At 64.8% G+C, this 23617-nt stretch carries 27 protein-coding genes and 2 tRNA genes; 15 read left to right on the top strand and 14 right to left on the bottom strand.

What is annotated here, in order from left to right; translation table 11 throughout:
* Nucleotides 1-31 precede the first annotated feature (31 nt).
* Together C6W92_RS17715 and thyX are read right to left on the bottom strand one after the other, a co-directional pair.
* Complete coding sequence (locus C6W92_RS17715; RefSeq protein ID WP_164989219.1) at nucleotides 32-475, bottom strand: hypothetical protein; 444 nt, start codon at nucleotides 473-475, stop codon at nucleotides 32-34.
* A complete protein-coding gene (thyX, locus tag C6W92_RS11130) occupies nucleotides 465-1373 on the bottom strand; it encodes an FAD-dependent thymidylate synthase (RefSeq protein WP_129433091.1) in 909 nt (302 codons plus the stop codon). Before thyX ends, C6W92_RS17715 begins: the two co-directional genes overlap by 11 nt.
* Nucleotides 1374-1571: 198 nt before the next feature.
* Between thyX and C6W92_RS11135 the strand changes: the two genes are divergently transcribed.
* Nucleotides 1572-2000 (top strand): VOC family protein, encoded by a 429-nt coding sequence (locus C6W92_RS11135; protein WP_129433093.1) that lies wholly within the window; start codon nucleotides 1572-1574, stop codon nucleotides 1998-2000.
* Nucleotides 1997-2671 (top strand): DUF1194 domain-containing protein, encoded by a 675-nt coding sequence (locus C6W92_RS11140; RefSeq protein WP_241691141.1) that lies wholly within the window; start codon nucleotides 1997-1999, stop codon nucleotides 2669-2671. The genes C6W92_RS11135 and C6W92_RS11140 overlap by 4 nt, the downstream gene beginning before the upstream one ends.
* Here C6W92_RS11140 and C6W92_RS11145 read toward each other — a convergent pair.
* The 3 genes from C6W92_RS11145 to C6W92_RS11155 all read right to left on the bottom strand — a co-directional run bounded on the left by C6W92_RS11145 (nucleotide 2665) and on the right by C6W92_RS11155 (nucleotide 3917).
* Nucleotides 2665-3165 (bottom strand): winged helix DNA-binding protein, encoded by a 501-nt coding sequence (locus tag C6W92_RS11145; RefSeq protein WP_129433095.1) that lies wholly within the window; start codon nucleotides 3163-3165, stop codon nucleotides 2665-2667. The genes C6W92_RS11140 and C6W92_RS11145 overlap by 7 nt on opposite strands.
* A 91-nt stretch (nucleotides 3166-3256) precedes the next feature.
* Nucleotides 3257-3481 carry a succinate dehydrogenase assembly factor 2 gene (locus C6W92_RS11150; RefSeq protein ID WP_129433228.1) on the bottom strand — a complete coding sequence of 75 codons (225 nt, stop codon included), beginning with the start codon at nucleotides 3479-3481 and terminating at the stop codon, nucleotides 3257-3259.
* Between the two features lie 34 nt (nucleotides 3482-3515).
* Entirely contained in the window at nucleotides 3516-3917 is a 402-nt protein-coding gene (locus C6W92_RS11155) for a helix-turn-helix transcriptional regulator (RefSeq protein WP_104018607.1), read from the bottom strand.
* Between the two features lie 85 nt (nucleotides 3918-4002).
* Between C6W92_RS11155 and C6W92_RS11160 the strand changes: the two genes are divergently transcribed.
* Nucleotides 4003-5205, top strand: a complete 1203-nt coding sequence (locus C6W92_RS11160; RefSeq protein ID WP_129433097.1) for a pyridoxal phosphate-dependent aminotransferase — start codon at nucleotides 4003-4005, stop codon at nucleotides 5203-5205.
* A gap of 9 nt (nucleotides 5206-5214) precedes the next feature.
* Nucleotides 5215-5619 carry a hypothetical protein gene (locus C6W92_RS11165; protein ID WP_129433099.1) on the top strand — a complete coding sequence of 135 codons (405 nt, stop codon included), beginning with the start codon at nucleotides 5215-5217 and terminating at the stop codon, nucleotides 5617-5619.
* On the opposite strand, the gene C6W92_RS11170 is transcribed toward C6W92_RS11165, so the two are convergent.
* The gene (locus C6W92_RS11170; protein WP_129433101.1) at nucleotides 5602-6813 is read right to left on the bottom strand and encodes an aminotransferase class V-fold PLP-dependent enzyme; all 1212 of its coding nucleotides are present in this window, start codon (nucleotides 6811-6813) and stop codon (nucleotides 5602-5604) included. The genes C6W92_RS11165 and C6W92_RS11170 overlap by 18 nt on opposite strands.
* A gap of 150 nt (nucleotides 6814-6963) precedes the next feature.
* Between C6W92_RS11170 and C6W92_RS11175 the strand changes: the two genes are divergently transcribed.
* Nucleotides 6964-7647: a tyrosine-protein phosphatase gene (locus C6W92_RS11175; protein WP_129433103.1), complete on the top strand. Its 684-nt coding sequence runs from the start codon at nucleotides 6964-6966 to the stop codon at nucleotides 7645-7647.
* A gap of 109 nt (nucleotides 7648-7756) precedes the next feature.
* Here C6W92_RS11175 and C6W92_RS11180 read toward each other — a convergent pair whose 3' ends face one another.
* Nucleotides 7757-8434, bottom strand: a complete 678-nt coding sequence (locus C6W92_RS11180) for a TIGR04283 family arsenosugar biosynthesis glycosyltransferase (RefSeq protein WP_129433105.1) — start codon at nucleotides 8432-8434, stop codon at nucleotides 7757-7759.
* Between the two features lie 63 nt (nucleotides 8435-8497).
* Between C6W92_RS11180 and C6W92_RS11185 the strand changes: the two genes are divergently transcribed.
* A complete protein-coding gene (locus C6W92_RS11185) occupies nucleotides 8498-9229 on the top strand; it encodes a folate-binding protein YgfZ (RefSeq protein ID WP_129433107.1) in 732 nt (243 codons plus the stop codon).
* 157 nt (nucleotides 9230-9386) lie between these two features.
* Here the strand turns inward: C6W92_RS11185 and acnA are convergent, their stop codons facing one another.
* Nucleotides 9387-12134 carry an aconitate hydratase AcnA gene (gene acnA / locus C6W92_RS11190; RefSeq protein ID WP_129433109.1) on the bottom strand — a complete coding sequence of 916 codons (2748 nt, stop codon included), beginning with the start codon at nucleotides 12132-12134 and terminating at the stop codon, nucleotides 9387-9389.
* Between the two features lie 230 nt (nucleotides 12135-12364).
* Between acnA and C6W92_RS11195 the strand changes: the two genes are divergently transcribed.
* A complete protein-coding gene (locus C6W92_RS11195; RefSeq protein ID WP_129433111.1) occupies nucleotides 12365-13066 on the top strand; it encodes a DUF1223 domain-containing protein in 702 nt (233 codons plus the stop codon).
* A gap of 113 nt (nucleotides 13067-13179) precedes the next feature.
* Here C6W92_RS11195 and C6W92_RS11200 read toward each other — a convergent pair whose 3' ends face one another.
* On the bottom strand, nucleotides 13180-13839 hold the full coding sequence (locus tag C6W92_RS11200) for a DUF1638 domain-containing protein (protein ID WP_241691142.1): 660 nt from the start codon (nucleotides 13837-13839) through the stop codon (nucleotides 13180-13182).
* Between the two features lie 109 nt (nucleotides 13840-13948).
* On the opposite strand from C6W92_RS11200, the gene C6W92_RS11205 reads away from it, so the two are divergent.
* A complete protein-coding gene (locus C6W92_RS11205; RefSeq protein WP_129433114.1) occupies nucleotides 13949-14446 on the top strand; it encodes a hypothetical protein in 498 nt (165 codons plus the stop codon).
* An 88-nt stretch (nucleotides 14447-14534) separates the two neighbouring features.
* On the opposite strand, the gene C6W92_RS11210 is transcribed toward C6W92_RS11205, so the two are convergent.
* Complete coding sequence (locus C6W92_RS11210) at nucleotides 14535-15239, bottom strand: B12-binding domain-containing protein (protein ID WP_129433116.1); 705 nt, start codon at nucleotides 15237-15239, stop codon at nucleotides 14535-14537.
* Between the two features lie 206 nt (nucleotides 15240-15445).
* Between C6W92_RS11210 and C6W92_RS11215 the strand changes: the two genes are divergently transcribed.
* Nucleotides 15446-16531, top strand: a complete 1086-nt coding sequence (locus C6W92_RS11215; RefSeq protein ID WP_241691143.1) for a PA0069 family radical SAM protein — start codon at nucleotides 15446-15448, stop codon at nucleotides 16529-16531.
* Nucleotides 16532-16551: 20 nt separating this feature from the next.
* On the opposite strand, the gene C6W92_RS11220 is transcribed toward C6W92_RS11215, so the two are convergent.
* The gene (locus C6W92_RS11220; RefSeq protein WP_129433119.1) at nucleotides 16552-17040 is read right to left on the bottom strand and encodes a Hint domain-containing protein; all 489 of its coding nucleotides are present in this window, start codon (nucleotides 17038-17040) and stop codon (nucleotides 16552-16554) included.
* A 168-nt stretch (nucleotides 17041-17208) separates the two neighbouring features.
* Between C6W92_RS11220 and C6W92_RS11225 the strand changes: the two genes are divergently transcribed.
* Nucleotides 17209-17293 (top strand) — tRNA-Leu (locus C6W92_RS11225).
* Between the two features lie 13 nt (nucleotides 17294-17306).
* Here C6W92_RS11225 and C6W92_RS11230 read toward each other — a convergent pair.
* Together C6W92_RS11230 and C6W92_RS11235 are read right to left on the bottom strand one after the other, a co-directional pair.
* The gene (locus C6W92_RS11230; protein WP_129433121.1) at nucleotides 17307-18095 is read right to left on the bottom strand and encodes a hypothetical protein; all 789 of its coding nucleotides are present in this window, start codon (nucleotides 18093-18095) and stop codon (nucleotides 17307-17309) included.
* Complete coding sequence (locus C6W92_RS11235; protein ID WP_129433123.1) at nucleotides 18089-18925, bottom strand: sulfite exporter TauE/SafE family protein; 837 nt, start codon at nucleotides 18923-18925, stop codon at nucleotides 18089-18091. Before C6W92_RS11235 ends, C6W92_RS11230 begins: the two co-directional genes overlap by 7 nt.
* A 143-nt stretch (nucleotides 18926-19068) precedes the next feature.
* On the opposite strand from C6W92_RS11235, the gene truA reads away from it, so the two are divergent.
* Both truA and C6W92_RS11245 read left to right on the top strand, forming a co-directional pair.
* Nucleotides 19069-19839: a tRNA pseudouridine(38-40) synthase TruA gene (truA, locus tag C6W92_RS11240; RefSeq protein WP_129433125.1), complete on the top strand. Its 771-nt coding sequence runs from the start codon at nucleotides 19069-19071 to the stop codon at nucleotides 19837-19839.
* A 41-nt stretch (nucleotides 19840-19880) separates the two neighbouring features.
* Nucleotides 19881-19957 (top strand) — tRNA-Arg (locus tag C6W92_RS11245).
* 252 nt (nucleotides 19958-20209) lie between these two features.
* On the opposite strand, the gene C6W92_RS11250 is transcribed toward C6W92_RS11245, so the two are convergent.
* On the bottom strand, nucleotides 20210-20416 hold the full coding sequence (locus tag C6W92_RS11250; RefSeq protein ID WP_129433127.1) for a hypothetical protein: 207 nt from the start codon (nucleotides 20414-20416) through the stop codon (nucleotides 20210-20212).
* 245 nt (nucleotides 20417-20661) lie between these two features.
* On the opposite strand from C6W92_RS11250, the gene C6W92_RS11255 reads away from it, so the two are divergent.
* From C6W92_RS11255 to C6W92_RS11265, 3 genes are read left to right on the top strand one after another with little or no spacing between them, the layout of a single operon-like run.
* Nucleotides 20662-21630 (top strand): NAD(P)-dependent oxidoreductase, encoded by a 969-nt coding sequence (locus C6W92_RS11255; RefSeq protein WP_129433129.1) that lies wholly within the window; start codon nucleotides 20662-20664, stop codon nucleotides 21628-21630.
* Between the two features lie 4 nt (nucleotides 21631-21634).
* Nucleotides 21635-22396, top strand: coding sequence for a class II aldolase and adducin N-terminal domain-containing protein (locus C6W92_RS11260; protein ID WP_129433131.1), 762 nt, complete (start codon nucleotides 21635-21637; stop codon nucleotides 22394-22396).
* A gap of 34 nt (nucleotides 22397-22430) precedes the next feature.
* A complete protein-coding gene (locus tag C6W92_RS11265) occupies nucleotides 22431-23582 on the top strand; it encodes a TauD/TfdA family dioxygenase (RefSeq protein WP_129433133.1) in 1152 nt (383 codons plus the stop codon).
* The last annotated feature ends 35 nt before the right edge of the window (nucleotides 23583-23617 follow it).

Consider the following 23617-nt stretch of genomic DNA (forward strand, 5'->3'; position numbering starts at 1 on the left):
GGGCTGCCGGTTTTGGGGGCGAGGGTACTTTTCAACCACTAACGGTGCCATCACCGAAGACATCGTACTTCAGTACCTGGAACAGCACATCGCTGATCCTACCGGCGCCAGCCGGTAGTCGTTCAGTTTTCTCAATTACGAACAATGGATTCAGATCAAATGTAACCTGTTGCCAATTTGTTTGGACGCGTATGGCATAGGCAACGGCACCACCAAAACACAAAAATAGCAGTATACTCTGCAAGTTGAGACCAATGAATGTTTCACCTCTAAGTAGAGTACTAACGTCTCTTGCTCCGACCATACTGGAAAATACAGTCGCAATTAATCCGGCAACCGCAGCAGCAAATGCAGCTTGGCTCCGTACATTGCGCAGATCTTCTCTTTGAAGATTCAGCTGCTTAACGGCTAGCTCATAGGATAGCTGGCTTGCATTCATATTGGTTTGATCCACACGTAAGAACTTACCCCCCAATCACCCCCACAAACTCCCGCCATTCCCCCTTGGACATGCCGGAGGTTTCCTGCGTCACCTCCTCACCCTTCACCATCCGCCGTACACAATCAAGAGCGGTGGCCGAGAGCGTGGCACCCCCCATGCGGTAATCCTCGAAGGCGCGATAGGCCGCCGGCACCCAGTCGGCGACGATCTTGCAGATCGCATCGGCATAGACGCGGATTTCATATTGCGCGTGGACATCGGCCCGCAGCCGCAGGAAATGCAGCAGATTGTGCAAATCCACCTTCCAGTACCATTGCGTATAGATATTGGCGGGCAGGGTCATCCGCGCCAACTCCCGCGCCAGCCCCTGCTGCCCCTCGTCCGAAATCATCGCCTCGTAGTGGTCGTAGCACCGCATCGCGTCCTCGCGCAGCAGGCGCAGCACGCGCTCGGCCTCTTCGCCCTCCAGCGCGGCCCCGCGCCCCTGGTTGTTGGTGGTCGATTGCGCGGCCAGCGCGTCCGGAGCGGGGATATAGAACTCGCGGTCCAGGATCGAGTAGCGGGCAGAGTATTCGTTGACGTTGGCCGTGCGGTGCCGGATCCACTGCCGCGCCACGAACACCGGCAGCTTGACGTGCAGCTTGATCTCGCACATCTCGAACGGGGTCGAGTGCCAGTGCCGCATCAGGTAGCGGATCAGCCCCTCGTCATTGCTCACCGATTTCGTGCCCCGCCCATAGGACACCCGCGCCGCCTGGCAGATGGCGGCATCGTCGCCCATGTAGTCGATCACCCGCACGAATCCGTGATCCAGCACCGGGTGCGCGGTATAGAGATGCGCCTCCATGCCCGGCGATATGGCGCGCAGGGTTTCGCGCGGCTCGGCGCGGGCGGCATCGATTTCGGCCTGTTGTTCCGGGGTCAGCGGCATGGCGGCACCTTTCGGGGATGGGGCGAGTCGATCTCCACTATATCTTGCGGGTGGGCCTCGGGCCAAGCCGATATCGGGTGTGTCAGCCGGATTCGCTTTGCCCTCGACACGCGGGCCACAGGCCCTATCCTGCCCCCGTGAGATCGCACCGACGCGATACCGACAAAATACCGACGCGATACCGACAGGAGAAATCCGATGAAAATCCGCTATCTGCACACGATGGTCCGGGTAAAGGACCTCGACGCCACCATGCGATTCTTCTCCCTTCTGGGCCTGAAAGAGACCCGCCGCTGGGACAACGAGGGCGGGCGTTTCACCCTTGTTTTCATGGCTCCCGAGGGGCAGGAGGAATGCCCGGTGGAGCTAACCTGGAACTGGGACGGCGACGAGGGCCTGCCGTCGGACAGCCGCCATTTCGGCCACCTCGCCTATTCGGTCGGCAATATTTACGAGATGTGCCAACACCTTATGGACAACGGCATCACCATCAACCGCCCCCCCCGCGACGGCCGCATGGCCTTCGTGCGCAGCCCCGACAACATCTCGGTGGAGCTGTTGCAGGAAGGCGAGGCGCTCGCCCCGGCCGAGCCCTGGGCGAGCATGGAGAACGTGGGCCACTGGTGAGATGGGCGGCCCTGCTCGCGGGCCTTTTCGCGGCCCCCGCCGAGGCGGCCTGCCGCCTCGCGCTGGTGCTGGCGCTCGACGTGTCTTCCTCGGTCGATGCGCAGGAATATGATTTGCAACGCAAGGGGTTAGCGGCGGCGCTCGACGCCCCGGACATCCGCCACGCGATCCTCAGGGGCGAGGGCGACGTGGCGCTGGCGGTCTACGAGTGGAGCGGGCGCGACCAGCAAAAGCTGCATCTCGACTGGACCATCTTGCGCAGCCACGCCGACATCACCCGCGCGGCGGCCCTGCTGGCCGGCATGGAGCGCTCGACCACGGAATTTCCCACCGCACTCGGCTCCGCGCTCGGCTATGGCGCGCAGGTGATGACCCGCGCCCCCGAGTGCGCGCGGCGGGTTATCGACGTGTCGGGCGACGGGGTGAACAACGAGGGCTTCGCCCCGGCGCTGGCCTATAGGCATTTTCCCTTTCAAAACATAACAGTGAATGGTCTGGTGATCCTCGGCCATGACGCAGCCGTGCTGCGCCATTATCGCGACGAGGTGCTGCGCGGGCCCGGCGCATTTCTCGAGGTGGCGGACGGGTTCGAGGATTTCCGGCGCGCCATGGCGCGCAAGCTCTTTCGCGAGATAAGCGATATCGTGCTGGGCGCGCTGCCCGCTCAATAGATATAGCGGATCTGGTCGCTCCAGTAGCGTTCCACCCGCCTGAGCGCGCCGGTCACCTGGTCAAGCCCATCCTCGCCCAACACCCCGCGCTCCTGCACCCCCGCAGCGTGACGCTCGAACAGCGCCGCGACCACGTCGCGGATGCCGCGCCCCTTCTCGGTCAGGCGCACGCGCACCGCCCGCCTGTCCGCCTCGCAGCGCTGGTGGTGCATGTAACCGGACTCCACCAGTTTCTTGAGGTTATAGCTGACATTGCTGCCCTGGTAATAGCCGCGCGACTTGAGCTCGCCCGCCGTCACCTCGTGATCCCCGATGTTGAACAAGAGAAGCGCCTGAACGGCGTTGATCTCCAGGATGCCGACGCGCTCGAACTCGTCCTTGATGACGTCGAGCAGCAGGCGGTGCAGCCGCTCAACCAGCGACAGCGCGTCGAGATACCCGGCGATGAAGGCACCGGGCGCGGGCCGTGTGCTCAGGGGGCTGTGAAAGCTCATGGATGTCTCCGTCGCGGACCATTCGCGAGAGAGACTCGGACAAAACCGCCAATATTCGGTTAAATCGCGCAGCAGAAGCCTAAAATCCGCTCTATTTCCCGGCGCATGCCACCTGCGCGATGTCCTCGACCAGTGGTGCGAAGCGACCGGGCGGGGCGCTTTGCCCGGTCACCCATTGGTAGAGGTCCTGGTCGTTTTCGGACAGGAGCGCGTCGAGCAGGTCGAGCGTGGGCGCGTCAAGATGTTCAAGACGCGCCCCGGCATAACGCCCGAGAATGATGTCCATCTCCTTGATTCCACGCCGATTGGCCCGCATGGCGAGGCGCCGCAAACGGTGCTCGCGCGGCTCGTCATTCACCGGCCTGCTCCATCAGGCGCGCGCGCAGCGTCTTTTCCAGCCGCCCCAACCGGTCGGTGGAATAGGCGATTTGCGTGCGGATGTCGCGGATCTCGGTCAGAAGCCCGGTAATATCGGGTTCCAGGTCGCCCATCGTGGGCGAATCCGGCCCCTCGCCCTCGCCCGAGAGCAGCCAAAGCAGCGACACGTTCAACAGCCCCGCCATCATCGACAGCTTGTTCGCGCGCGGCTCGGAGAGGTCGTCCTCCCAGCCCTTGAGCGTCTTGAGCTTCACGCCGAGCCGTTTGGCCAGATCGCTCTGGCTCATGCCTGCGCGCTCGCGCGCGCCCGCAACGCGGTCCCCGAAGGTGGTCGCTTCGGGGTCGAACCAGCTATCGTCTTGCTCGGTGGTCATGCTCTTCCTTTCCGGTGATCGTTCTTGAACGGAACTCGCGCGCACCCTAAGAGATTTGGGAAGTGAATTCAAACCGGAGCCGACCATGTCCCGCCTCTCCGCGACGATTGCGCGCGTCAAGCCCTCGCCCACGATCGCCGTCTCCACCAAGGCGCAGGAATTGAAGGCCGCCGGGCGCGACGTGATCGGGCTTGGCGCGGGCGAGCCCGATTTCGACACGCCCGACCACATCAAGGCGGCGGGCATCCGAGCCATCGAAGAGGGCAAGACGAAGTATACCGCCGTCGATGGCATCCCGGAATTGAAGCAGGCGATCTGCGCCAAGTTCAAGCGCGACAACGGGCTTGATTACACGCCCGCGCAGGTCAGTGTCGGCACGGGCGGCAAGCAAATTCTCTACAACGCGCTCATGGCCACGCTGAACCCGGGCGATGAGGTGGTGATCCCCGCGCCCTACTGGGTGAGTTATCCCGACATGGTGCTGCTGGCGGGTGGCGAGCCGGTGGTGGCGCCCGCGGGGATCGAGACCGGGTTCAAGCTGACCCCGCAGGCGCTCGAAGCCGCAATCACGCCGCGCACGCGCTGGTTCATCTTCAACTCGCCCAGCAACCCTACCGGGGCAGGCTATAGCTGGGACGAACTCAGGGCGCTGACGGACGTGCTGATGCGCCACCCTCATGTCTGGGTGATGACCGACGACATGTACGAGCACCTCGCCTATGACGGGTTCGAATTCTGCACGCCCGCGCAGGTCGAGCCGGGGCTTTACGACCGCACCCTCACCTGCAACGGCGTGAGCAAGGCCTATTGCATGACCGGCTGGCGCATCGGCTATGCCGCCGGACCCGAGGACCTGATTGCCGCGATGCGCAAGATCCAGTCTCAATCGACGTCGAACCCCTGCACCATCAGCCAATGGGCCGCCGTCGAGGCGCTGAGCGGTAGCCACGATTTCATCGCCGCGAACAACGCGGTGTTCCGCCGTCGCCGCGATCTCGTGGTCTCGATGCTGAACGAGATCGAGGGGGTGGACTGTCCGGTGCCCGATGGCGCCTTCTATGTCTACCCGTCGATCGCCGGGTTGATCGGCAAGACGAGCGCGGGTGGCGCGCGGATCGAGACGGACGAGGATTTCGCCACAGCCCTCCTCGAAGAGCAGGGCGTCGCCGTAGTCTTTGGCGCGGCCTTCGGGCTTTCGCCGAACTTCCGCGTCAGCTACGCTACCGCCGACGAAGCGCTGCGCGAGGCGTGTGGGCGGATACAGGCGTTCTGCGCCGGGCTGCGGTAAGAGGGGCATATGGCGGGCGATCTGCCGGAATACTATTTCCGCGTGCGCGAGAACGGCGCCTTCGTGTTTCGCGTGGATACCGAGAACCGCCAGCGGCGTATCGACATGGACCAGATCGCCGTGGTCAATATCCGCAAGTCCGAGATCAAGCCGCATGGCGACCGCGAACTGACCGAGGCCGATCTCGCCGCAATCCGTGAGTGGATGGCGGAGCGGCAGGAGATTCTCGCACATCGCGATATCGACGACATCCTGCGCGCGGTGGACTACCTAAACACCACCGCCCATTGGGCTCAGTCGCGCGCCACCGAAGAACAGCTTGAACAGGTGACCGACGCGCTGCTGCTGGCCATGCATGATCTGCGCACCGTGCTGGTACGCAAGAAGGCCGATCGCCTAACCCGCGAGGGTTGAGCCCCGGGCCACCTCCGCCGCCGCCGCGGCAACGCCGCCCTGGTCATGGGGGATACTGAGTGCCTGCATCCCTGCCTCGATCGCGCCAAGCGCGCCGAGGATCATGTGCGCGTTCACATGCCCCATGTGCCCGATGCGAAAGAACCCGTGCCACGCCGGGTCGCCCGGCTCGGCCATCCCGAGCCCGATGCCGAGGGTCACGCCCGCGTTGTCCTGCACCCATTGCCGCAACGCCGAGCCGTGTGGCGCGCCGATCCTGAGCGCGGTGACCGCGCGGCTGCGCAGGGATGGATCGGCGATGTTGAGCTCGAGCGGCCCCACCTGGCCCCACGTCTCGCAGGCGGCCCAGATGGCGCGGGCCAGCACCTCGTGCCGGTGCCAGATCGCCTCGATCCCCTCGTCGGCGATCAGATCGAGCGCCGCACGCAGGCCATAGAGGTGATGCGTTGGAGCGGTGCCGCCGAAATACTGGTAGAACATCTGTGGATCGGCGCGATTGGTCCAGTCCCAGTAGCGGCTCACGCGCTCCATTCGCACCCGCGCCGCCGCCGCTTTCTCCGAGAAAAAGACAAAGCCCAGCCCCGGCGGCACCATCAGCCCTTTCTGACTCGCCGCCACCATCACGTCGACGCCCCAGGCGTCCATCTCGAACCGGTCGCACACCAGCGAGGCGATGCAGTCGGCCATCAGGAGCGCCGGATGCCCGGTGGCGTCGAGCACCGCGCGCAGCCCCGCGATATCGTTGAGCACCGAGGTCGAGGTATCGGCATGGGTGGCCAGCACGGCGCGAATCGCGTGGTCCTTGTCGGCGCGCAACGTCGCCTCCACCCGGTTGAGATCAATCGCCGCGCGTTTGCCGAAATCGAGGATTTCTGGCGCGATTCCACGCAGCTGCGCCACCTCGGCCCAGCCGTGGCCGAAGCGGCCTGTGGCCGGAACGAGCACCTGCTCGCCCGGGCTGACCGTATTGGCCAGCGCCGCCTCCCACGCGCCGTGCCCGTTGGCGATGTAGATTGCGACGTCGCCTTGCGTGCGGGCCACCGCGCGCAGGTCGGGGATAAGCCCGGCGGTCATCTCGATCAGGTCGCCCTCGTAGATGTTGGGGGCGGCGCGGTGCATGGCGCGCAGCACCTCTTCGGGCATGACAGAGGGGCCGGGAATGGCCAGATAGGCGCGACCGTTGGCAAGGCTCATGGAAATCTCCGCTTGATGGCGCGGGTGACATTACCCCGCTGCCCGGCGGCGTCAATCGGCACCGGTGCGGCTTGTCATCCGAGGCCGGGTCGCCTAGACGGTGGCGGCGGGGCGCGCGCGTGACCCCGAAGACCGGAGACCCCCGCGCCGATGAGCCTTTTCAAACGGATATCCGACTGGGAGCGTCGGCTGCGCGCCTCTTACAACACCGATCTCTCGACGCCGGAGAACCGCCGCCGCGCGCATGTCTACAACCTGTGGTTCGACCATGCGATCCTGCGCACCGTTTGGACCAACCAGTTTCCCGTGGCTCCCGGCGTGTGGCGCTCGAACCAGCCTACCCATGCCCGGCTCGTCCGACTCAAGGCGAAGGGGGTGCGCAGCATCCTCAACCTGCGCGGCGCGGCGGGGGCGGCGCATTACCTCACCGAGAAGGAAAGCTGCCGCCGCCTTGGGCTCAGCCTTGTTGACTGCACGCTGCAGGCCCGTGACGCGGCGCCGCGCGCCAATATCGAGGCGTTGATCGCTGCCTTCCGAGAGATCGAACGCCCCTTTGTCATGCATTGCAAATCGGGGGCCGACCGGGCGGGCTTTGCCGCCGCGATCTACCTGATGGTGATCGAGGGCCGCCCGGTTGCCGAGGCGCGGCGGATGCTGGGGGTGAAATACATCCATTTCAAATGGACTCGCACCGGCGTGCTCGACTTCATCCTCGACCGCTTCGCCGCCCGGAATGCCGAAACCGGCATCGGCTTCGAGGACTGGATCGCCACCGAATACGATCATGAAGCGATCCAGGCCGCGTACAACGCCACGCACAAGCCGCTATTCTGAGAGACGTAGCAAAGGTTCAAGGTCTGGAACTGGCCTGGAGCGATCGTTGAGGTGAGTCGCGCCGACGCCAAGACCCGATTGGCAGCCGCAGATCAAACAGCCTTGCCCCCTACCGCCGATACCGCGCCGCTAGCCGCGCCGGGTCTGCCCCGCACAAGTACCGTGCCAGAAGCCACAGGTTGCGCGCCCCCCGGCGCAGCCAGCCATCGCGTTGGTAGCGCGCCGCCGATGTCGTCACCGCCAGCGGCATGAGTGCGATCCGCCCCTTGAGCGCGCGGGCCAGCGCCACGTCCTCCATCAAGGGGATGTCCGGGTAACCTCCGGCGGCGTGATAGGCGCGGCGCGACACAAGTAGGGCCTGATCGCCATAGGGCAGGCCGAACATCCTCGTGCGCAGGTTGGCCCATCCCGCGACCAGCCGGGGCGCCACCCCGCCCGCGTCGAAGCGCAACCGAAACGCCGCCGCGCCGCCCTTCGCGATCTGCGCGCGCACCGCCTCGCTCCAGCCTTCGGGCAGCCCCGTGTCGGCGTGCAGGACCATCAGCCACGCGCCGCCCGCCGCCTCGGCCCCGCGTCGCAATTGCCCCCCGCGTGACGGCGGGCCGGTCACGATTACCGCCCCCGCTTCCTCGACCATGAGGCGGGTGGCATCCTGCGAGCCGCCATCGCTCACGATCACCTCGCGGATGAGACCCGTGTGCACGCCCTCGAACAGAGCGCCCAGGCAAGCGGGCAGTGCGTCCCCGGCATCGAGCGTGGGAATGATCACGGATAGCTCGGCGCGCATTACGCCCCCTTTCGTGTCCAGATCCTCGCCCTATATTACGGGTTCACGGGCAAGGGAACGAGCATGGCACGGCGCATTCTGGAAATCACCGGCAGCGAGGCCGAAAGCTTTCTGCAGGGGCTCGTGACCAGCGATCTCTCCCGGCTCGACGACGGCCTCGTCTATACTGCGCTGCTCACGCCGCAGGGCAAGTATATCGCCGATTTCTTCCTGCTACGCCACGGCGACGCGATTTGGCTCGACGTGGACGAGAGCCTTGCGCAAATGCTCATTCAGCGGCTCTCGCTCTATAAGCTGCGCGCCGACGTGCAGATCACAGAGACCGACAAGGGCGTGCGCCGCGGCACCGGCCCCGTGCCCGAAGGTGCACTGGCCGATCCGCGACACCCCGATCTCGGCTGGCGGCTCTACGGCGACGAGGAAGGCGACGACGGCACCGACTTCGACCGCATCCGCGTGGCGCACTGTATCCCGGAAACCGGGATCGAGCTGACGCCCGACATCTTCATCCTCGAAGCGGGGTTTGGGCGGCTGGGCGGTGTCGATTTTCGCAAGGGCTGTTATGTCGGGCAGGAGGTGACCGCCCGGATGAAGCACAAAACCGAGCTGAAAAAGGGCCTCGCCCTCGTCGCGGTCCACGGCGCGGCGCCGGTGGGTACCGCGATCACCACGCCAGAGGGTAAGCCCGCAGGCACACTTTTTACCCAGGCGGGTGGGCGCGGCATCGCCTACCTGCGTCACGACAGGACCTGTCCGGGCATGACGGCCGGTGAGGCGCGTGTTGATCCACTCTGAAATGCGGACGCCGGTGCTATGCCTGTAGCCTTATCCGATGATAGGGAACAGCGCGGGGACACGCCGGTTTCGAGGGGCCGCCACGCGATGACCGGCAATCACCAAAGATGCGGGAATGGACCGGGCGCGGGGATTGCCCCACGCCCGGGCCTAGCGGTCAGGCGGACTTGGCGAGGTTGCGCAGCACATAGTGCAGCACGCCGCCATGCTCGACATATTCCTTCTCGATGGCGGTATCGATCCGGCACTTGAGGGTGATGTCCTTCGTGGTGCCATCGGCATAGGTGATCGTGCAGCCCACCTCTTGCAGTGGTTTCACATCCGCAAGTCCAGAGATGCTGAAGCTCTCGTCGCCCGTCAGCGCCAGGGTCGAGCGGCTATCGCTGCCGGTGAACTCGAACGGGATAACCCCCATGCCCACGAGGTTGGAGCGGTGGATGCGCTCGAAGCTCTCGGCGATCACCGCCTTGACGCCCAGGAGCGCCGTGCCCTTGGCTGCCCAGTCGCGCGAACTCCCTGCACCGTATTGCTCGCCGCCCACCACGACGAGGGGCGTGCCCTCTTGCTGATAGGCCATCGCGGCGTCGAAGATCGACGTCTGTTCGCCGTCCGGTCCGAGCGTGTAGCCGCCTTCGACCCCGTCGAGCATCTCGTTGCGGATGCGGATATTGGCGAAGGTGCCGCGCATCATCACCTCATGATTGCCACGCCGCGAGCCATAGGAGTTGAACTCGCGCACCGGCACCTGTCGTTCGCGCAGGTATTGACCGGCGGGTGTGCTTTCCTTGAACGAGCCGGCGGGCGAGATGTGGTCGGTGGTGACCATGTCGCCCAGCAGCGCCAGCATCCGCGCGCCGTCGATATCCGAGATGGTGCCCGGCTCGGGCGGCATGTCGCGGAAGTAGGGCGGGTTCTGGACATAGGTCGATTGTGGCGGCCAGTCATAGGTCTCGCCTCCCGAGGTCTCGACCGCCTGCCATTTCTCGTCGCCCTCGAACACGTCGGCGTATTTCGAGCGGAACGCCTCGCGGGTGACGGTGGCTTCGACTATCTCGGTGATTTCCTTTTGGGTGGGCCAGATGTCCTTCATGTAGACCGGTTTGCCGTCGGGATCGTGGCCCAATGGGTCGCGGGTGAGGTCGATATTCATGTCGCCTGCCAGCGCATAGGCCACCACCAGCGGCGGCGAGGCGAGGTAGTTGGCGCGCACGTCCGGGGAAATCCGGCCCTCGAAGTTGCGGTTGCCCGAGAGCACCGAGGTGGCCATGAGATCGCCTTCGGCGATGGCATCGGAGATTTCCTTTTGCAGAGGGCCCGAGTTACCGATGCAGGTGGTGCAGCCATAGCCCACGAGGTTGAAGCCGATGGCGTCGAGATCGTCCTGAAGCCCTGCGGCCTCGAGATACTGGGTCACCACCTGGCTACCCGGTGCGAGAGAGGTCTTGACCCAGGGCTTGCGGGTGAGGCCCCGTTCGCGGGCCTTTTTCGCCACCAGCCCGGCACCGATCATCACGTAGGGGTTGGACGTGTTGGTGCAGGAGGTGATCGAGGCGATCACCACAGAGCCGTCGCGCAACCTGTAGTCTTCGCCCTTGACGGGGGCGGATTTGCGCGGATCGCCGTTGGCATCGGCCGCCGGGCCTTCGGCGGCCATGTCATGGGCCGCCAGGCTTTCATCCTCGCCACGGTAATCGGCGACGACGTTGTAGAAGGCTTGTGCGGCCTGATCGAGTGTCACGTAATCCTGCGGCCGCTTGGGGCCGGAAATGGCGGGCACGATCTCGCCCATGTCGAGACTGAGCGTGTCGGTATAGACCGGCGCGTAATCCGGCCCGCGCCAGAAACCGTTCTCGCGGGCATAGGCCTCGACCAGCGCGACGCGGTCCTCGTCGCGCCCCGTTTGACGCAGGTAGCGCAGGGTCTCGTCGTCGATGGGAAAGAACCCGCAGGTGGCGCCGTATTCGGGGGCCATGTTGGCGATGGTAGCGCGGTCCGCGAGCGGCAGGTTGTCGAGGCCGTCGCCGTAGAATTCCACGAATTTGCCCACCACGCCCTTCTTGCGCAGCATCTCGACCACCTTGAGCACGAGGTCGGTGCCGGTGGTGCCCTCGACCATCGCGCCGGTGAGCTCGAAGCCCACAACCTCGGGAATCAGCATCGAGATGGGCTGGCCCAGCATCGCGGCCTCGGCCTCGATGCCGCCGACGCCCCACCCGAGCACGGCGACGCCGTTGATCATCGTGGTGTGGCTGTCGGTGCCCACCAGCGTATCGGGGTAGGCCACCGTCTCGCCATTCTGGTCCTCGTCGGTCCAGACGGTCTGGGCGAGGTATTCGAGGTTGACCTGGTGGCAGATACCGGTGCCCGGTGGCACGACGCGGAAGTTGTTGAACGCGCCCTGGCCCCATTTGAGGAACTGGTAGCGCTCCATGTTGCGCTCGTATTCGCGATCCACGTTCATCTGGAACGCGCGCGGGTTGCCGAACTCGTCGATCATCACCGAGTGGTCGATCACCAGGTCGACGGGGTTGAGCGGGTTGATCTTCTGCGCGTCACCGCCCAGCGCCTTGATCCCGTCGCGCATGGCGGCGAGATCGACCACCGCCGGGACGCCGGTGAAATCCTGCATCAGCACGCGGGCAGGGCGGTAGGCCAGCTCGCGATTGGCGCGGCCACCATTCGCGGCCCATTCGGAGAATGCGCGGATGTCATCGAGCGTGACGGTCTTGCCGTCCTCGAAGCGCAGCATGTTCTCCAGCACCACCTTGAGCGCGGCGGGCAGGCGCGAGAAGTCGCCAAGCCCTGCCTTCTCGGCAGCGTCGATGGAGTAATAGGCGATGGTCTGGCCGCTGACGCTGAGGGTCTTGCGGGTCTTTGCGCTGTCTTGACCGACTGTGATAGGCATGGGATGCCGTCCTTTCATGTCAGGGCTGGATGACGTTTGCCCTGCTTCTGACCGATATTCCCGCGCCGATCAAGAGGTGGGGCGCCAATTTGTATACTATTGCACACAATTTGATTGCTGTTACAGCCCCCGGCTCGCGATCTCGCGAAACCTTGAGTTGGCACGGGCGGGGTCAGGGCCTAGATTCGAGAAATCCGAACAAACCGAACCCAAATGGGACCGATCCGATAATGCGTTACCTCCTTTACAGCCTTTTGGCGGGATGGGCGATGCTCGCCGCACCGGCGCTCGCCGCGGACCGGCCCGTGGTGGTCGAGCTTTATACCTCGCAAGGCTGTTCTTCCTGTCCGCCTGCCGATGGCTTTTTCGAGCAACTCGCCGCACGTGACGATGTGCTGGCGCTGTCGCTGCACGTGGATTACTGGGATTACATCGGCTGGGAGGACACGTTCGGCAGCCCCGCACATACAGCGCGGCAGCGCGGCTATGCCGCAGCGGCGGGGCGCAAGATGGTCTATACTCCCCAAATGATCGTCAACGGGGCCGATCACGTCGTCGGCACGCGCTATCGCGATGTGACCGACCTCATCGACAAGCATCGTGCCACGCAGGAGAACGGGATCGCAGTGCAGGTGCGGCGCGAGGGCGGGCAGGTGCATCTCGAGGCGCGGTCCGAGCGGCCGCGCAAGATGCCGCTGATGGTGCAGTTCGCTCGCTACATGCCCAAGGCCAAGGTAGAGATCGAGCGCGGCGAGAATGCGGGGCGCACGATCACCTATACCAACATCGTGACCGACCTGGTCAAGGTGGCCGAGTGGGACACGCAGGAGCCGCTGAGGCTGGATGTCGACTGGCCTGAGGGCGCGCCGCTGGCGGTGCTGCTGCAATATCCCGACCACGGCACCATCGAGGCGGCGGCGCGGCTGCGTTGAGGGGGCGGCGGGGGCAGCTAGTCTTGGGCGAGCGTTGGCGTCCTGCCCTCGCGCGGCTCTTCAATTTATGCCTGATGTCCGCTCAAGGCTGACACCCCCTCCAGAACAGCCCCTCAGCTCTTTGCGGCCTGCACGGCGAGGGCGGTGTGCAGATCGCCGTAGCCGGTGAAGCGGTATTCGTAGTCGAGCCCGAGCCGTTGCGCGCACTCCTTGGCGCGGGCGCGTAAGGCCGCGTCGTCGGTTTGCGCCTGGTAGACCAGCTTGGTGTAGTTACCAAAAATCATGTCGCGCAGTTCCGGGTGCCGGTCCAACCCCATCGGTTTCCACACAAAGGCATCGAACTGCCGCACGAGAAAATCCGTGAGGTAGAAGGCGGTGATCTCGTCGTCATGCTCGGCGAAGCGGTCCACCCCCTCGAAGAAGGCGTAGCAATGGGGCCCGGCAACCATTTCGACGCCCAGATCCTGGCATTTCGCCTGCAATTGCCCGCCGGTGCCGCAATCGGCATAGACCACGAAGATGCGCGCGTAGGCGTCGCGGTGGCGTGCGACGGCCTTCTCCACCTCCTCTGTGATGCGCTCGGGGTAGAGGTGCAGCTTGGCGGGCAGGCAGTGCAGATCCATGTGATCCCAACCATTCGCGCGCTTGAGGGCGAGGATCTCATGCGCGAGCGCGCCGCAGGCAATGAGAAGGATGCGGCCCTGACCTGTAGGGGCCAGCCCGCGCGTCGTCAGCGTCGCGGGATCGGGAAGGCTATGGTTGCTCTGCGTCACGGCATTTGACCTTTTCGTGTGCGCCAGAAAGAAAGCGTTGTCGTCGGAACAGGGCAGGGTCATTTTCGAGGCTTCTATGACCTCTGATCACAATCAAGGACAGACCAGCATGACCTCGTCAACCGATCGCACACCCATCTTGCCATCCCGGTTCGCCCAAACCCTGGGAATGATGTTCATCTCCGGCCTCGTCGCGACCGTCGCCTTCGATCTCTGGGGGCAGATCATCAGCCCCGCTCTCGGCTTTGCCAACTTGTCGCCGCATGGGCTTGCGCGAAGCCTGCTTGGCACTTTCGGCCTGCCCAATGGCGATTTCGCGGGCTATTTTATGCACTTCTACCTGGTTGGCCTGATCGGATACCCGGTTGGCTGGCTTTTTATCTTTCGGCCCGTCTGGTCCCGGCTTGTCGGGCAGCGGGGGGGCTGGTTCGTGCCCGCCGTGCTTTACGGCTTTGGGCTATGGGTTTTCGCTATCGGCGGGATCACGGCGATCGCGGGCCTGCCCTTTTTCCTGAACTTCACCGGCATCACATGGGTCGCGCTGGTGGGGCACGTCCTCTACGGTATCGTCATGGTCGCGGTCATGCGCCTCGTCGCGGTACGCTGATCGCATGCCTGACACCGCTGGAATTCCGACGTGCCTGCCAATTCGATCGGCGAGCACGTCGGAGTCTGCAATGGCACGCTGATCCGTATCAGCCCGCCGCGAGGGCGTTGTGCTTGCGCGCCATGAAATACTTGGCCGTTTCCACGGCAACGGCGGCATCGCGGCAATAGGCATCGGCACCTATGGCCTTGCCGAATTCCTCGTTGAGCGGCGCACCCCCCACAAGCACGACGTAATCATCGCGCTTGCCCTGTTCCACCATCGTGTCGATCACGACTTTCATATAGGGCATGGTGGTGGTCAACAGCGCCGACATGCCGAGGATGTCGGGCTCTTCGGTCTCGAGTGCCTCGAGATAGTTCTCGACCGGGTTGTTGATCCCGAGATCGACTACCTCGAAACCCGCGCCCTCCATCATCATCGAGACCAGGTTCTTGCCGATGTCGTGGATGTCGCCTTTCACGGTGCCGATGACCATCTTTCCCACGCGCGGCGCGCCGGTTTCGGCCAGAAGCGGCTTGAGGATCGCCATGCCGCCCTTCATAGCGTTGGCGGCGAGCAGCACCTCTGGGACGAAAAGGATGCCGTCGCGGAAATCCTTGCCGACGATGGTCATGCCGCCCACGAGCGCCTCGGTTAGGATGCGGTAGGGCGCCCAGCCTCGCTCGAGAAGGATGTTCACGCCCTCCTCGATCTCTTCCTTCAGACCGTCGTAGAGGTCGTCGAACATCTGCTGGACGAGTTCCTCGTCGTCGAGCTCTGACAGGATGATGTCGTCTTCTTCGTCGGACATGGTGGGAATCCCTGGCTGTTCTGCGCGCGGGGCGCGGTGACGTTGCGCCTCTTTCGTCAATTTGTCGCAGCGCGACTTTCCGAATTGCGACGCTGCCCGCGTCGCAACCGACCTGTAGCAGCGTTTTGGCCCGAGTGTGACTGAAAGATCGGCATCATCATTATCGGAATATTGCATTCGTTCATGTTATGTTCCATTTTCCAGCTATGAATCACGAACCGACACTTCCGGCTGACCTGCGTCCGCGCGGTCGCGGCGCGACGAGCAACGCCGCTGGCCGGTTCGAGGCGTATGATGTCGAGTATGCCGACGGTGACCCCGGCCCGGAGGCTGAGAATCGCGTGCTCCGCACGCTGGTTTCGGAAGAGCGGGCTGGAAGGGTAATTTCCTATAACCGCTCGCCAGACCTGCCATTCGACCGATCAATCAACCCCTATCGCGGCTGCGAGCATGGCTGTGTCTACTGTTTCGCGCGGCCCACCCATGCCTGGCTCGGCCTGTCGCCGGGGCTCGATTTCGAGACCCGGCTGATTGCCCGGCCTGACGCGCCCGACCGGCTCGAGGCGGAGCTGCGCGCCCGCGGCTACAGCGTGGCCCCGATCGCCATCGGCACCAATACCGACCCCTACCAGCCGGTCGAGCGGCAATACGGGATCACCCGCGCCTGTCTGGAGGTTCTGTCGCGGTTCAATCATCCGGTGGCGCTGGTGACCAAGGGCGCGCTCATCGAACGCGATCTCGATCTGCTTGCGGATATGGCGGCGCGAGGGTTGGCGAAGGTGGGCGTGTCGGTTACGACGCTGGACGACACGTTGGCCCGGCGACTGGAGCCGCGCGCGCCGTCGCCCGCGCGGCGGCTAGACACGGTTCGGCGGCTGGCGGGCGCAGGGGTGCCGGTGAGGGTGATGGTATCGCCGGTTATCCCGGGCCTCAGCGATGCAGAGACCGAGGCGATACTGGAGGCCGGACGCGATGCCGGGGCGACGGCGGCGAGCTGGATCATGTTGCGCTTGCCGCGCGAGGTGTCAGGTTTGTTCCGCGACTGGCTTGCGCAGCACTACCCCGACCGTGCGGGCCGGGTGATGAACCGGCTGCGCGAGATGCATGGCGGGCGCGATTATTCTGCCGACTGGCACCTCCGGATGCGGGGGCAGGGCGTGTATGCGCGGATGATCGCGCGGCGCTTCGACCTGGCGGCGCGACGGTTGGGGCTGGATGCGGCGCAGCCCGGGCTGCGTTGCGACCTGTTCGAGGTGCCGCTCGCACGTGGCGCGCAACTGGCGCTGTTCTAGGAGGGCGAGCGCCTTGCGCCTTAGGTGACGAGCGCGCTTGTCGGTTCGCTCGTCACTTCCAGCCCGTCCAGATAGAGGATATGCGGCTCTCCGAAATCCAGTTCGCAGAAATCGAGCGTGGCACACCCGGCATGGGTGACGAATTCGCCATCGACCAGCCGCGCGGCGGCGACCAGCACCTGATCGTGGCCAAAGAGCGCCCGCGCGCGCCAGTCGCGCACCAGGATCGGCTGTCCGGCGGGCAACAGCACGTCACGCCCGGGCCGCCTGTGGCCAAGCGATCCCTCGCGGATGCGAACCAGCGGCGCGCGCAGCGACCGCAGCGCGATGCCGCGCAACGTGACCATTCCGGCATCGCGGGTGATGATCCGATCGCCGGGGCGCAAATCCCTGGCCAGGCGTTCGCCCGTGGCGGTCAGCAGGATGCCATCGGCCCACAGGCCGGTCGTGTGAAATGGGGGGCTGGCGGCAGCTCTGCCGTCAGGACGCCCGACCGTATCCGGTTTCATGGCGTATCTCGCTCTGTTTCTGCCTCAGTTTTTTGTCACATTAAGGCAATAATCTGGCGATGTCGTGCCCTTTTTCGTGCACGGCGGGCAGGGGCCGCGCGATTTGGGCTTAAATCTGCCCCCGGTCTTTGCTAGAGCGCGCAGGGCCCGCCCTGCGCGGCGGTGCGTGCGGGTGTGGCGGAATTGGTAGACGCACCAGATTTAGGTTCTGGCGCCGCAAGGCGTGGGGGTTCGAGTCCCTTCACCCGCACCAAAGCGCAGTTGACTCAGGTAACGGTGAGCCAGTCGTCGCGTGTGTCGTCCGGGAATACGGGGCGGAAATAGGCGACCATTCGGCCCTCGGGCGGCGCGGTGGCGGTCGCGTCCCACGACGCGACACCGTGCAGCGCCATTCGGTGTACCAGCACGGCGGACCCGGGCGAGGTCACGATTGGCACGCGATCGCAGGTCTCGAACGCTTCACGCCTTGCAGCGTGGTAGGGTTCGGTCAGGTCCACATCCGCCCAGTTGCGCGGATCGACGCCGTCTAGCGCGGAGGCAAAGGCGCGACGTATCAGGTGGTGGCTGCCCTCCCAGACGACCAGAGGGCTTGCCCCCGCGCTCGTTTCGCTCAGCGGCAGGCCAAGCAGCCAGGCGTGACGCTCGCGCAGCATCCGCTGCCGCTTGGGTCCGATGGGCAGAAGCCCATCGACATGCGCGGCGTCGCGCTTTTGCCGATAGCGGAATGCCGCCGCGCCCTCGCCGTCGCGCGGGCGCGGGTAACCGGGATAGACCACCGAGACCTGCGCCGCGTGGAGCGGAAGTGACCCGGCGATGGTCTCGGCGGCGCGGCGCGCGGCCCCGTCAAGCGGCACGCCTGCCACGCTGCCGTCCGCGTCGTTGGGTAGGCAGTCGAGGCCTACGAACCACGTCCCCCCGCACGCGAGCCCCACCGCGCGGCGTGCGGGCTCTGCCATGCGCTTGAGCGCTGCGTCGCGGGCGGTGCGTGCCCATTCGGCGACGCCGGGTTCGGGCGGGAAGATCGCCCAGCCTTTCTCCGATAGCGCGGCTACCATCCCAGCGATTTCCTCAGCATGTTGAGCGCCACCAGCGTCAGAAACACCGCGAACACGCGCTTGAGCGGTTTGGGGTCCATCGCGTGCGCGAGCCGTACGCCCCACGGCGCTGTGACGAGCGTCATGGCAATGACCACGGCGAAGGCCACGAAATTGACCGCACCAAAGGTCAAGGGCGGGCGATGCGCCGGGTCGATGGTGAGAAACAGGAACCCGATGACCGACGGTAGCGCGATGGTCACGCCAAAGCCTGCTGCCGTGGCTACCGCACGGTGGATCGTGACACCATAGAGGCTCATCAGCGGCACGCCGAAGCTGCCACCACCGATCCCCATGAGCACCGACAGGAACCCCACGATGGGCGACAGCACCAGCCGCCGCAGCCCGCCGGGCATGACGGGGCCCAACCGCCAATGCGCGCGCCCGAGCCCGAGATAGAGCCCGATCACGATGCCGAGCGCGCCGAACAACCCTTGCAGAGTTGTCGAGCGCAGCGAAGCCGCCACCAGAACGCCCAGCACCGCTCCCGCCGCGATTCCTGGCGCCCAGCCGCGCAGGATATCCCAGTCGACCGCACCCTTGCGGTGATGGCTCAGGACCGAGCGCACCGAAGTGACGATGATCGTGGCGAGCGACGTGGCGAGGCACATCTGCATGAGCTGTGGGCCGTCATAGCCCAGCGTCTGGAAGGCGTAGAAGAACGCGGGCACCAGAACGATCCCGCCGCCCACGCCCAGAAGCCCCGCCAAGACCCCGGCAAAGGCACCGATCACCGCCAGGAGGCCCAGCATCTGCAAGAGCAGCGTGGTATCAGGCAGGGCGATGGGCATGGCGGGCTCCGGTCCGGGGATGGGTCAGCCTCCGGCTTACACCGCGCAGGGACCGGGGGAAAGACGCAGAAACGGCTTGCCCCGAGGGGAGGTTTCGCGCCAAGGATGCCGCCCGAACGCGCGTGCAAGCAAGAGGACCGGCGATGCCCCGCTATGCCCTGAAGGTAGAGTATGACGGCGCGCGTTTCGCGGGCTGGCAACGGCAGGCCGACCAGGTGACTGTGCAGGGTGAGGTCGAGCGCGCGCTTGCGCGGCTGGAGCCGGGGCCGCACACCATCGCCGCCGCCGGGCGCACCGATGCGGGCGTTCACGCACTGGGGCAGGTGGCGCAATGTGACCTCACGCGCGAGTGGGAACCGTTCCGGCTCAGCGAGGCACTCAATTACCACCTGCGGCCCCTGCCGGTGGCGATCACCGCCTGCGCGCGCGTGCCCGATGACTGGCACGCGCGGTTCTCGGCCACGGGGCGGCGCTATCTCTACCGGATCGTCGCGCGCCGGGCGCCGCCCGCGCTTGAGGCCGGGCGCGTGTGGCACCTGCGCCGCGCGCTCGATGTCGCGTCCATGCGTGCGGGCGCGGCGCATCTGGTTGGCCACCACGATTTCACCACCTTCCGCGCCTCGATTTGCCAGGCGAAGAGCCCCGTGAAAACACTCGACGCGGTCGAGGTCGCCGAGGTGGATACCGCGACAGGTCCGGAGATCCACCTGCACTTTGCCGCGCGGTCGTTCCTGCACAACCAGGTACGCAGCATGGTGGGCACGCTGGAGCGGGTGGGTGCGGGCGCGTGGCCGCCCGAGCGGGTGCGCGACGTGCTCGAGATGCGCGACCGCACCGCCTGCGGTCCGGTGGCGCCGCCCGATGGGCTTTATCTCTCGCGGGTGATCTACCCTGACGACCCGTTCGGCGAATAGGTTTTGATCTCGCCCGCGGCGCGCGCTAAGAGGCGGCCAGCGGTCCCGTAGCTCAACTGGATAGAGCAGCTGACTTCTAATCAGCAGGTTCGGGGTTCGAGTCCTCGCGGGATCGCCACTTAATGAAATAAAAACAATATATTAAGGATAGATCGAAGCTGATCCTTGTCCTCCATTTTGCCCTTGTCACCGAATTTGTCACTTGGTTTTCACAGTTACAGAAAGGGCCGGGCGAATACCACCCGGCCCTCGTCGATTTGTGGAAAGCGTCACTTATGTTAGACGTACCAAGCGAACAGGCAATCCTCCGGCCTGTCTGCGGCGTGGTGCAGGGCGTCCAGCCCTTCAAACATGCAGTCCGGATAGTTGCTCATTCTTGGGCGTCCTCGGCCTCACCGGGTTCTTCTAGCATCATCTCGGCCGTCTTGCCGCCGTGCCCCACCCATTCGAGAACGTGAGCCTGGTCAACCTCGAACAAACGGTCTTGCGTGGCCGTAATCAGAACAAAGATACTTTCGGTCTCGGGCGAATGGGGCAGCCTTGCAGCCTCCGCCATCTGCTCGACGGCGCGCAGCATTGCGCGCGCCTCGTCTAGCCTCTCGGAGGTTCTTTCGTGATTTCGGCGGACGTGGTCGGGAATGTTCGTCATTGTCTCGATTTCCTAGGTGTTCAGTCCGTTCCACCGATGAAATCGGTCTGATTTCCCACTTTTCTGTCAACGGAACTGAACCCTCAGGGTGCAATGCCATTGTTTTACGGGCGCCCGGTGCTGCGCCATGCTGCTGAGAACATCAGGGGTCACAACGGGCAAGGCACAGCAAGATGAAACTCGGATTTATCGGATTGGGTAATGTCGGCGGCAAGTTGGCAGGAAGCCTGCTACGCAACGGCTTTGACCTCACGGTTCACGACCTGAACCGTGAGCTTGTCGCGGAGTTCATCGAACGTGGGGCCGCAACGGTAGACGGACCGCTTGCGCTGATGCAGGCCTGCGACGCGGTGATCACCTGCCTGCCGTCGCCGGCGGCCTCTGCCGCCGTGGTTGAAGAGATGTTACCCGCCGTCGATGACACCAAGATCTGGCTCGAAATGTCGACCACGGATGCCGAGGAGGTAAAGCGCCTCGCATCACTGGTGGAGGCGCATGGCGGCTCGGCCATCGAATGCCCGGTCTCGGGCGGCTGTCACCGGGCGGATACCGGAAACATCTCGATCTTTGCGGGATGCGATCGCGGCACGTTCGATCGCATGTTGCCGACCCTGACGGCGCTGGGTCGCCGGGTGCTGCACACCGGCGAGATCGGCACCGCCTCGATCCTGAAGGTGATGACGAATTATCTGGCCACCGCAAATCTCTTGTCCTGCTGCGAGGCGCTGGTGACGATGAAGGCTGCCGGCATGGATCTCAACACCACGTATGAGGCGATGAAGATCTCGTCGGGGACGTCCTTCGTGCATGAAACCGAAAGCCAGTTGATCCTCAATGGCTCGCGCGATGTCTCGTTTACGATGGACCTAGTGAAAAAGGATATCGGCCTGTTCCACAAGATCGCCGAAGCGGCGAATGTGCCGCTCGAGATCAGCCCGCTGCTTGTCAGCATCTTCGATGACGGCATCGCCCGCTACGGCGACCGCGAGTTGTCGCCCAACATCATCCGCAGGCTGGAGGATACAACCGGCCTGAGCATTCAGGCAGAGGGTTTCCCTGCTGAACTGGTCGATGACGAGCCCGAGGAGCCCGGCTACGAGGTGTTCCCCACCGGCCGCGCCAAGCCCCTTGCCGCGGAGTGATCCGATGGAGGATCTTGCGCCAGAAGCTCAAGCCGGGACAGGCTTTGCACAGGAGCGGGCCGATCTTGCAGCGGCCTTTCGCTGGACCGCGCGGCTTGGCCTGCACGAGGCGGTCGCCAACCATTTCAGCCTGGCGGTGAACGAGACCGGCACCGCATTCCTGATCAATCCCAACCAGATGCATTTCTCGCGCATCCGCGCGTCGGACCTGCTGCTGCTCGATGCCGACGATCCCGGAACGCTCAAGGGGCCGGAGGCGCCCGATCCCACGGCATGGGGGCTGCACGGGGCGATCCACCGCCATTGTCCGCATGCGCGCTGCGTGATGCACACCCATTCGATCTGGTCCACGGTGCTGGCCGGTCTCGCCGACAGCACGCTGCCGCCGATCGACCAGAACACCGCGACGTTCCATGACCGTCATGTGGTGGATACCGGATTTGGCGGTCTGGCTTTCGAGGAGGAGGGCAGGCGCTGTGCCGAACTGCTGTCCGACCCAAAGAAGAAGGTCATGGTGATGGGCAACCACGGCCTGCTCGTCATCGGCAGCGGCGTCGCGGATACGTTCAACCGCCTCTATTACTTCGAACGCGCGGCGGAAACCTATCTACGCGCGCTTCAGACCGGGCAGCCCCTGCGGCGGCTGTCGGACGAGATCGCGGAAAAGACCGCGCGGGAACTCGAGGAGTATCCCGGGCAGGCCGAGGCACATCTGCGCGAAATCCGCGCGATCCTCGATGCCGAGGCGGACTCCTACGCCACCTGAGACACCATGAAATTGCTGAAAGGATGACCAACCGATGAGCGACGTCACGTTCGAATTCCAGGAAAATGGCATGGTCGTCGGGTTGCCCGGCGGCCACGCATACTTTAATTATTACTGGCTGCGCGATGCCTGTGTCTCCTGCATTGACCCACAGACACGCGAGCGGGTGTTCGACACGTCGGAATTGTCGTCCTCGCCGCGTGCGACCTCTGCCCATGTCGATGGCGACATGGTGGTGATTGGCTGGCAGGACGAGGCGCAGGCGAGCCACGTGCCGATCGCCCTGCTGGAAGAGGTCGCAGCCAAGGGCCGCGTCGACGATCCTGCGGATATCCCGCGCAACCTCTGGTACAACGACCACCTGCCCGACATCGTCCGCGTCAGCCAGCAGGCGGTGACCGACACGAACGAGGGACGCGCGCGGCTGAGCCGCGCCCTGATCGAGGACGGCATCGCAATCGTCAACGACATGGAGCACAGCACCGAGAGCCTGCCGCGTCTGGCAAGGGCGATCGGCCCCATCACCCCTTCGGCGGAGGGGCTGTTCTTTGATGTCCGGGTCGAGATCGATCCGACCAACCTCGCCTTCACCGCTGGCCCGCTGGAAATGCATACCGACCTGCCGGGCGAGGAAACCGCGCCGGGGGTGCAGTTTCTGCATTGTCTGGAGAACACCGTCGAGGGCGGGCTGTCGCTGTTTCTCGACGGCGCGGCCGTGGCCGAGGCGCTGCGCGCAGAGGACCCGGAGGCATTCGATCTCCTGTCCCGCCACTACATCCCGTTCTTCTACCGGCATGACAACTGGGATTACCGCGCGCATCAGCGGGTGATCGAGACCGACCTCGACGGCAACGTGACTGGGGTCACGATTTCCCAGCACCTGCAGGACAACATGGACCTGCCGCAGGAGCTTCTGGACCGCTATTACCCGGCATTCCTCAAGTTCATCCGCATGATGCAGGAGGAGCGGTTCCTGATGCGCTTCCGCTCGGAGGCCGGCAATTGCGTAGTGTTCGACAACCACCGGATCGTGCATGGCCGTGAAGGCTACGTGGCCGATAGTGGTCGCCGCCACCTGCGCGGCTGCTACACCGATCGCGGCGCGCTTCGCAGCACCTTCCGTGTGCTGGCGCGGCAGGGCTTTACCGGCGAGACGTCTGTCGTCAAGGACCGGGCGCGCGCCTGATCCGGTACCCGGCACGACCGCATGTGAACGGCGCG

Origin of the sequence: Roseovarius sp. A46, from assembly GCF_004126395.1 — a bacterium.
Taxonomy (GTDB): Bacteria; Pseudomonadota; Alphaproteobacteria; order Rhodobacterales; family Rhodobacteraceae; genus Roseovarius; species Roseovarius nitratireducens.

Bases quoted from the DNA above. Each gene is read 5' to 3' on its own strand.
- thyX (WP_129433091.1), bottom strand. From the start codon at position 1,373: ATGCCGCTGACCCCGGAACAACAGGCCGAAATCGATGCCGCCCGCGCC.
- C6W92_RS11220 (WP_129433119.1), bottom strand. From the start codon at position 17,040: ATGAAACCGGATACGGTCGGGCGTCCTGACGGCAGAGCTGCCGCCAGC.
- C6W92_RS11250 (WP_129433127.1), bottom strand. From the start codon at position 20,416: ATGCTGCGCGCCGTCGAGCAGATGGCGGAGGCTGCAAGGCTGCCCCAT.
- C6W92_RS11165 (WP_129433099.1), top strand. From the start codon at position 5,215: ATGGCGGGCGATCTGCCGGAATACTATTTCCGCGTGCGCGAGAACGGC.
- C6W92_RS11185 (WP_129433107.1), top strand. From the start codon at position 8,498: ATGGCACGGCGCATTCTGGAAATCACCGGCAGCGAGGCCGAAAGCTTT.
- C6W92_RS11135 (WP_129433093.1), top strand. From the start codon at position 1,572: ATGAAAATCCGCTATCTGCACACGATGGTCCGGGTAAAGGACCTCGAC.
- C6W92_RS11195 (WP_129433111.1), top strand. From the start codon at position 12,365: ATGCGTTACCTCCTTTACAGCCTTTTGGCGGGATGGGCGATGCTCGCC.
- C6W92_RS11230 (WP_129433121.1), bottom strand. From the start codon at position 18,095: ATGGTAGCCGCGCTATCGGAGAAAGGCTGGGCGATCTTCCCGCCCGAA.
- C6W92_RS11260 (WP_129433131.1), top strand. From the start codon at position 21,635: ATGGAGGATCTTGCGCCAGAAGCTCAAGCCGGGACAGGCTTTGCACAG.
- C6W92_RS11170 (WP_129433101.1), bottom strand. From the start codon at position 6,813: ATGAGCCTTGCCAACGGTCGCGCCTATCTGGCCATTCCCGGCCCCTCT.
- C6W92_RS11150 (WP_129433228.1), bottom strand. From the start codon at position 3,481: ATGCGGGCCAATCGGCGTGGAATCAAGGAGATGGACATCATTCTCGGG.
- C6W92_RS11235 (WP_129433123.1), bottom strand. From the start codon at position 18,925: ATGCCCATCGCCCTGCCTGATACCACGCTGCTCTTGCAGATGCTGGGC.
- acnA (WP_129433109.1), bottom strand. From the start codon at position 12,134: ATGCCTATCACAGTCGGTCAAGACAGCGCAAAGACCCGCAAGACCCTC.
- truA (WP_129433125.1), top strand. From the start codon at position 19,069: ATGCCCCGCTATGCCCTGAAGGTAGAGTATGACGGCGCGCGTTTCGCG.
- C6W92_RS11145 (WP_129433095.1), bottom strand. From the start codon at position 3,165: ATGAGCTTTCACAGCCCCCTGAGCACACGGCCCGCGCCCGGTGCCTTC.
- C6W92_RS11255 (WP_129433129.1), top strand. From the start codon at position 20,662: ATGAAACTCGGATTTATCGGATTGGGTAATGTCGGCGGCAAGTTGGCA.
- C6W92_RS11210 (WP_129433116.1), bottom strand. From the start codon at position 15,239: ATGTCCGACGAAGAAGACGACATCATCCTGTCAGAGCTCGACGACGAG.
- C6W92_RS11265 (WP_129433133.1), top strand. From the start codon at position 22,431: ATGAGCGACGTCACGTTCGAATTCCAGGAAAATGGCATGGTCGTCGGG.
- C6W92_RS11160 (WP_129433097.1), top strand. From the start codon at position 4,003: ATGTCCCGCCTCTCCGCGACGATTGCGCGCGTCAAGCCCTCGCCCACG.
- C6W92_RS11155 (WP_104018607.1), bottom strand. From the start codon at position 3,917: ATGACCACCGAGCAAGACGATAGCTGGTTCGACCCCGAAGCGACCACC.
- C6W92_RS11180 (WP_129433105.1), bottom strand. From the start codon at position 8,434: ATGCGCGCCGAGCTATCCGTGATCATTCCCACGCTCGATGCCGGGGAC.
- C6W92_RS11215 (WP_241691143.1), top strand. From the start codon at position 15,446: ATGAATCACGAACCGACACTTCCGGCTGACCTGCGTCCGCGCGGTCGC.
- C6W92_RS11205 (WP_129433114.1), top strand. From the start codon at position 13,949: ATGACCTCGTCAACCGATCGCACACCCATCTTGCCATCCCGGTTCGCC.
- C6W92_RS11175 (WP_129433103.1), top strand. From the start codon at position 6,964: ATGAGCCTTTTCAAACGGATATCCGACTGGGAGCGTCGGCTGCGCGCC.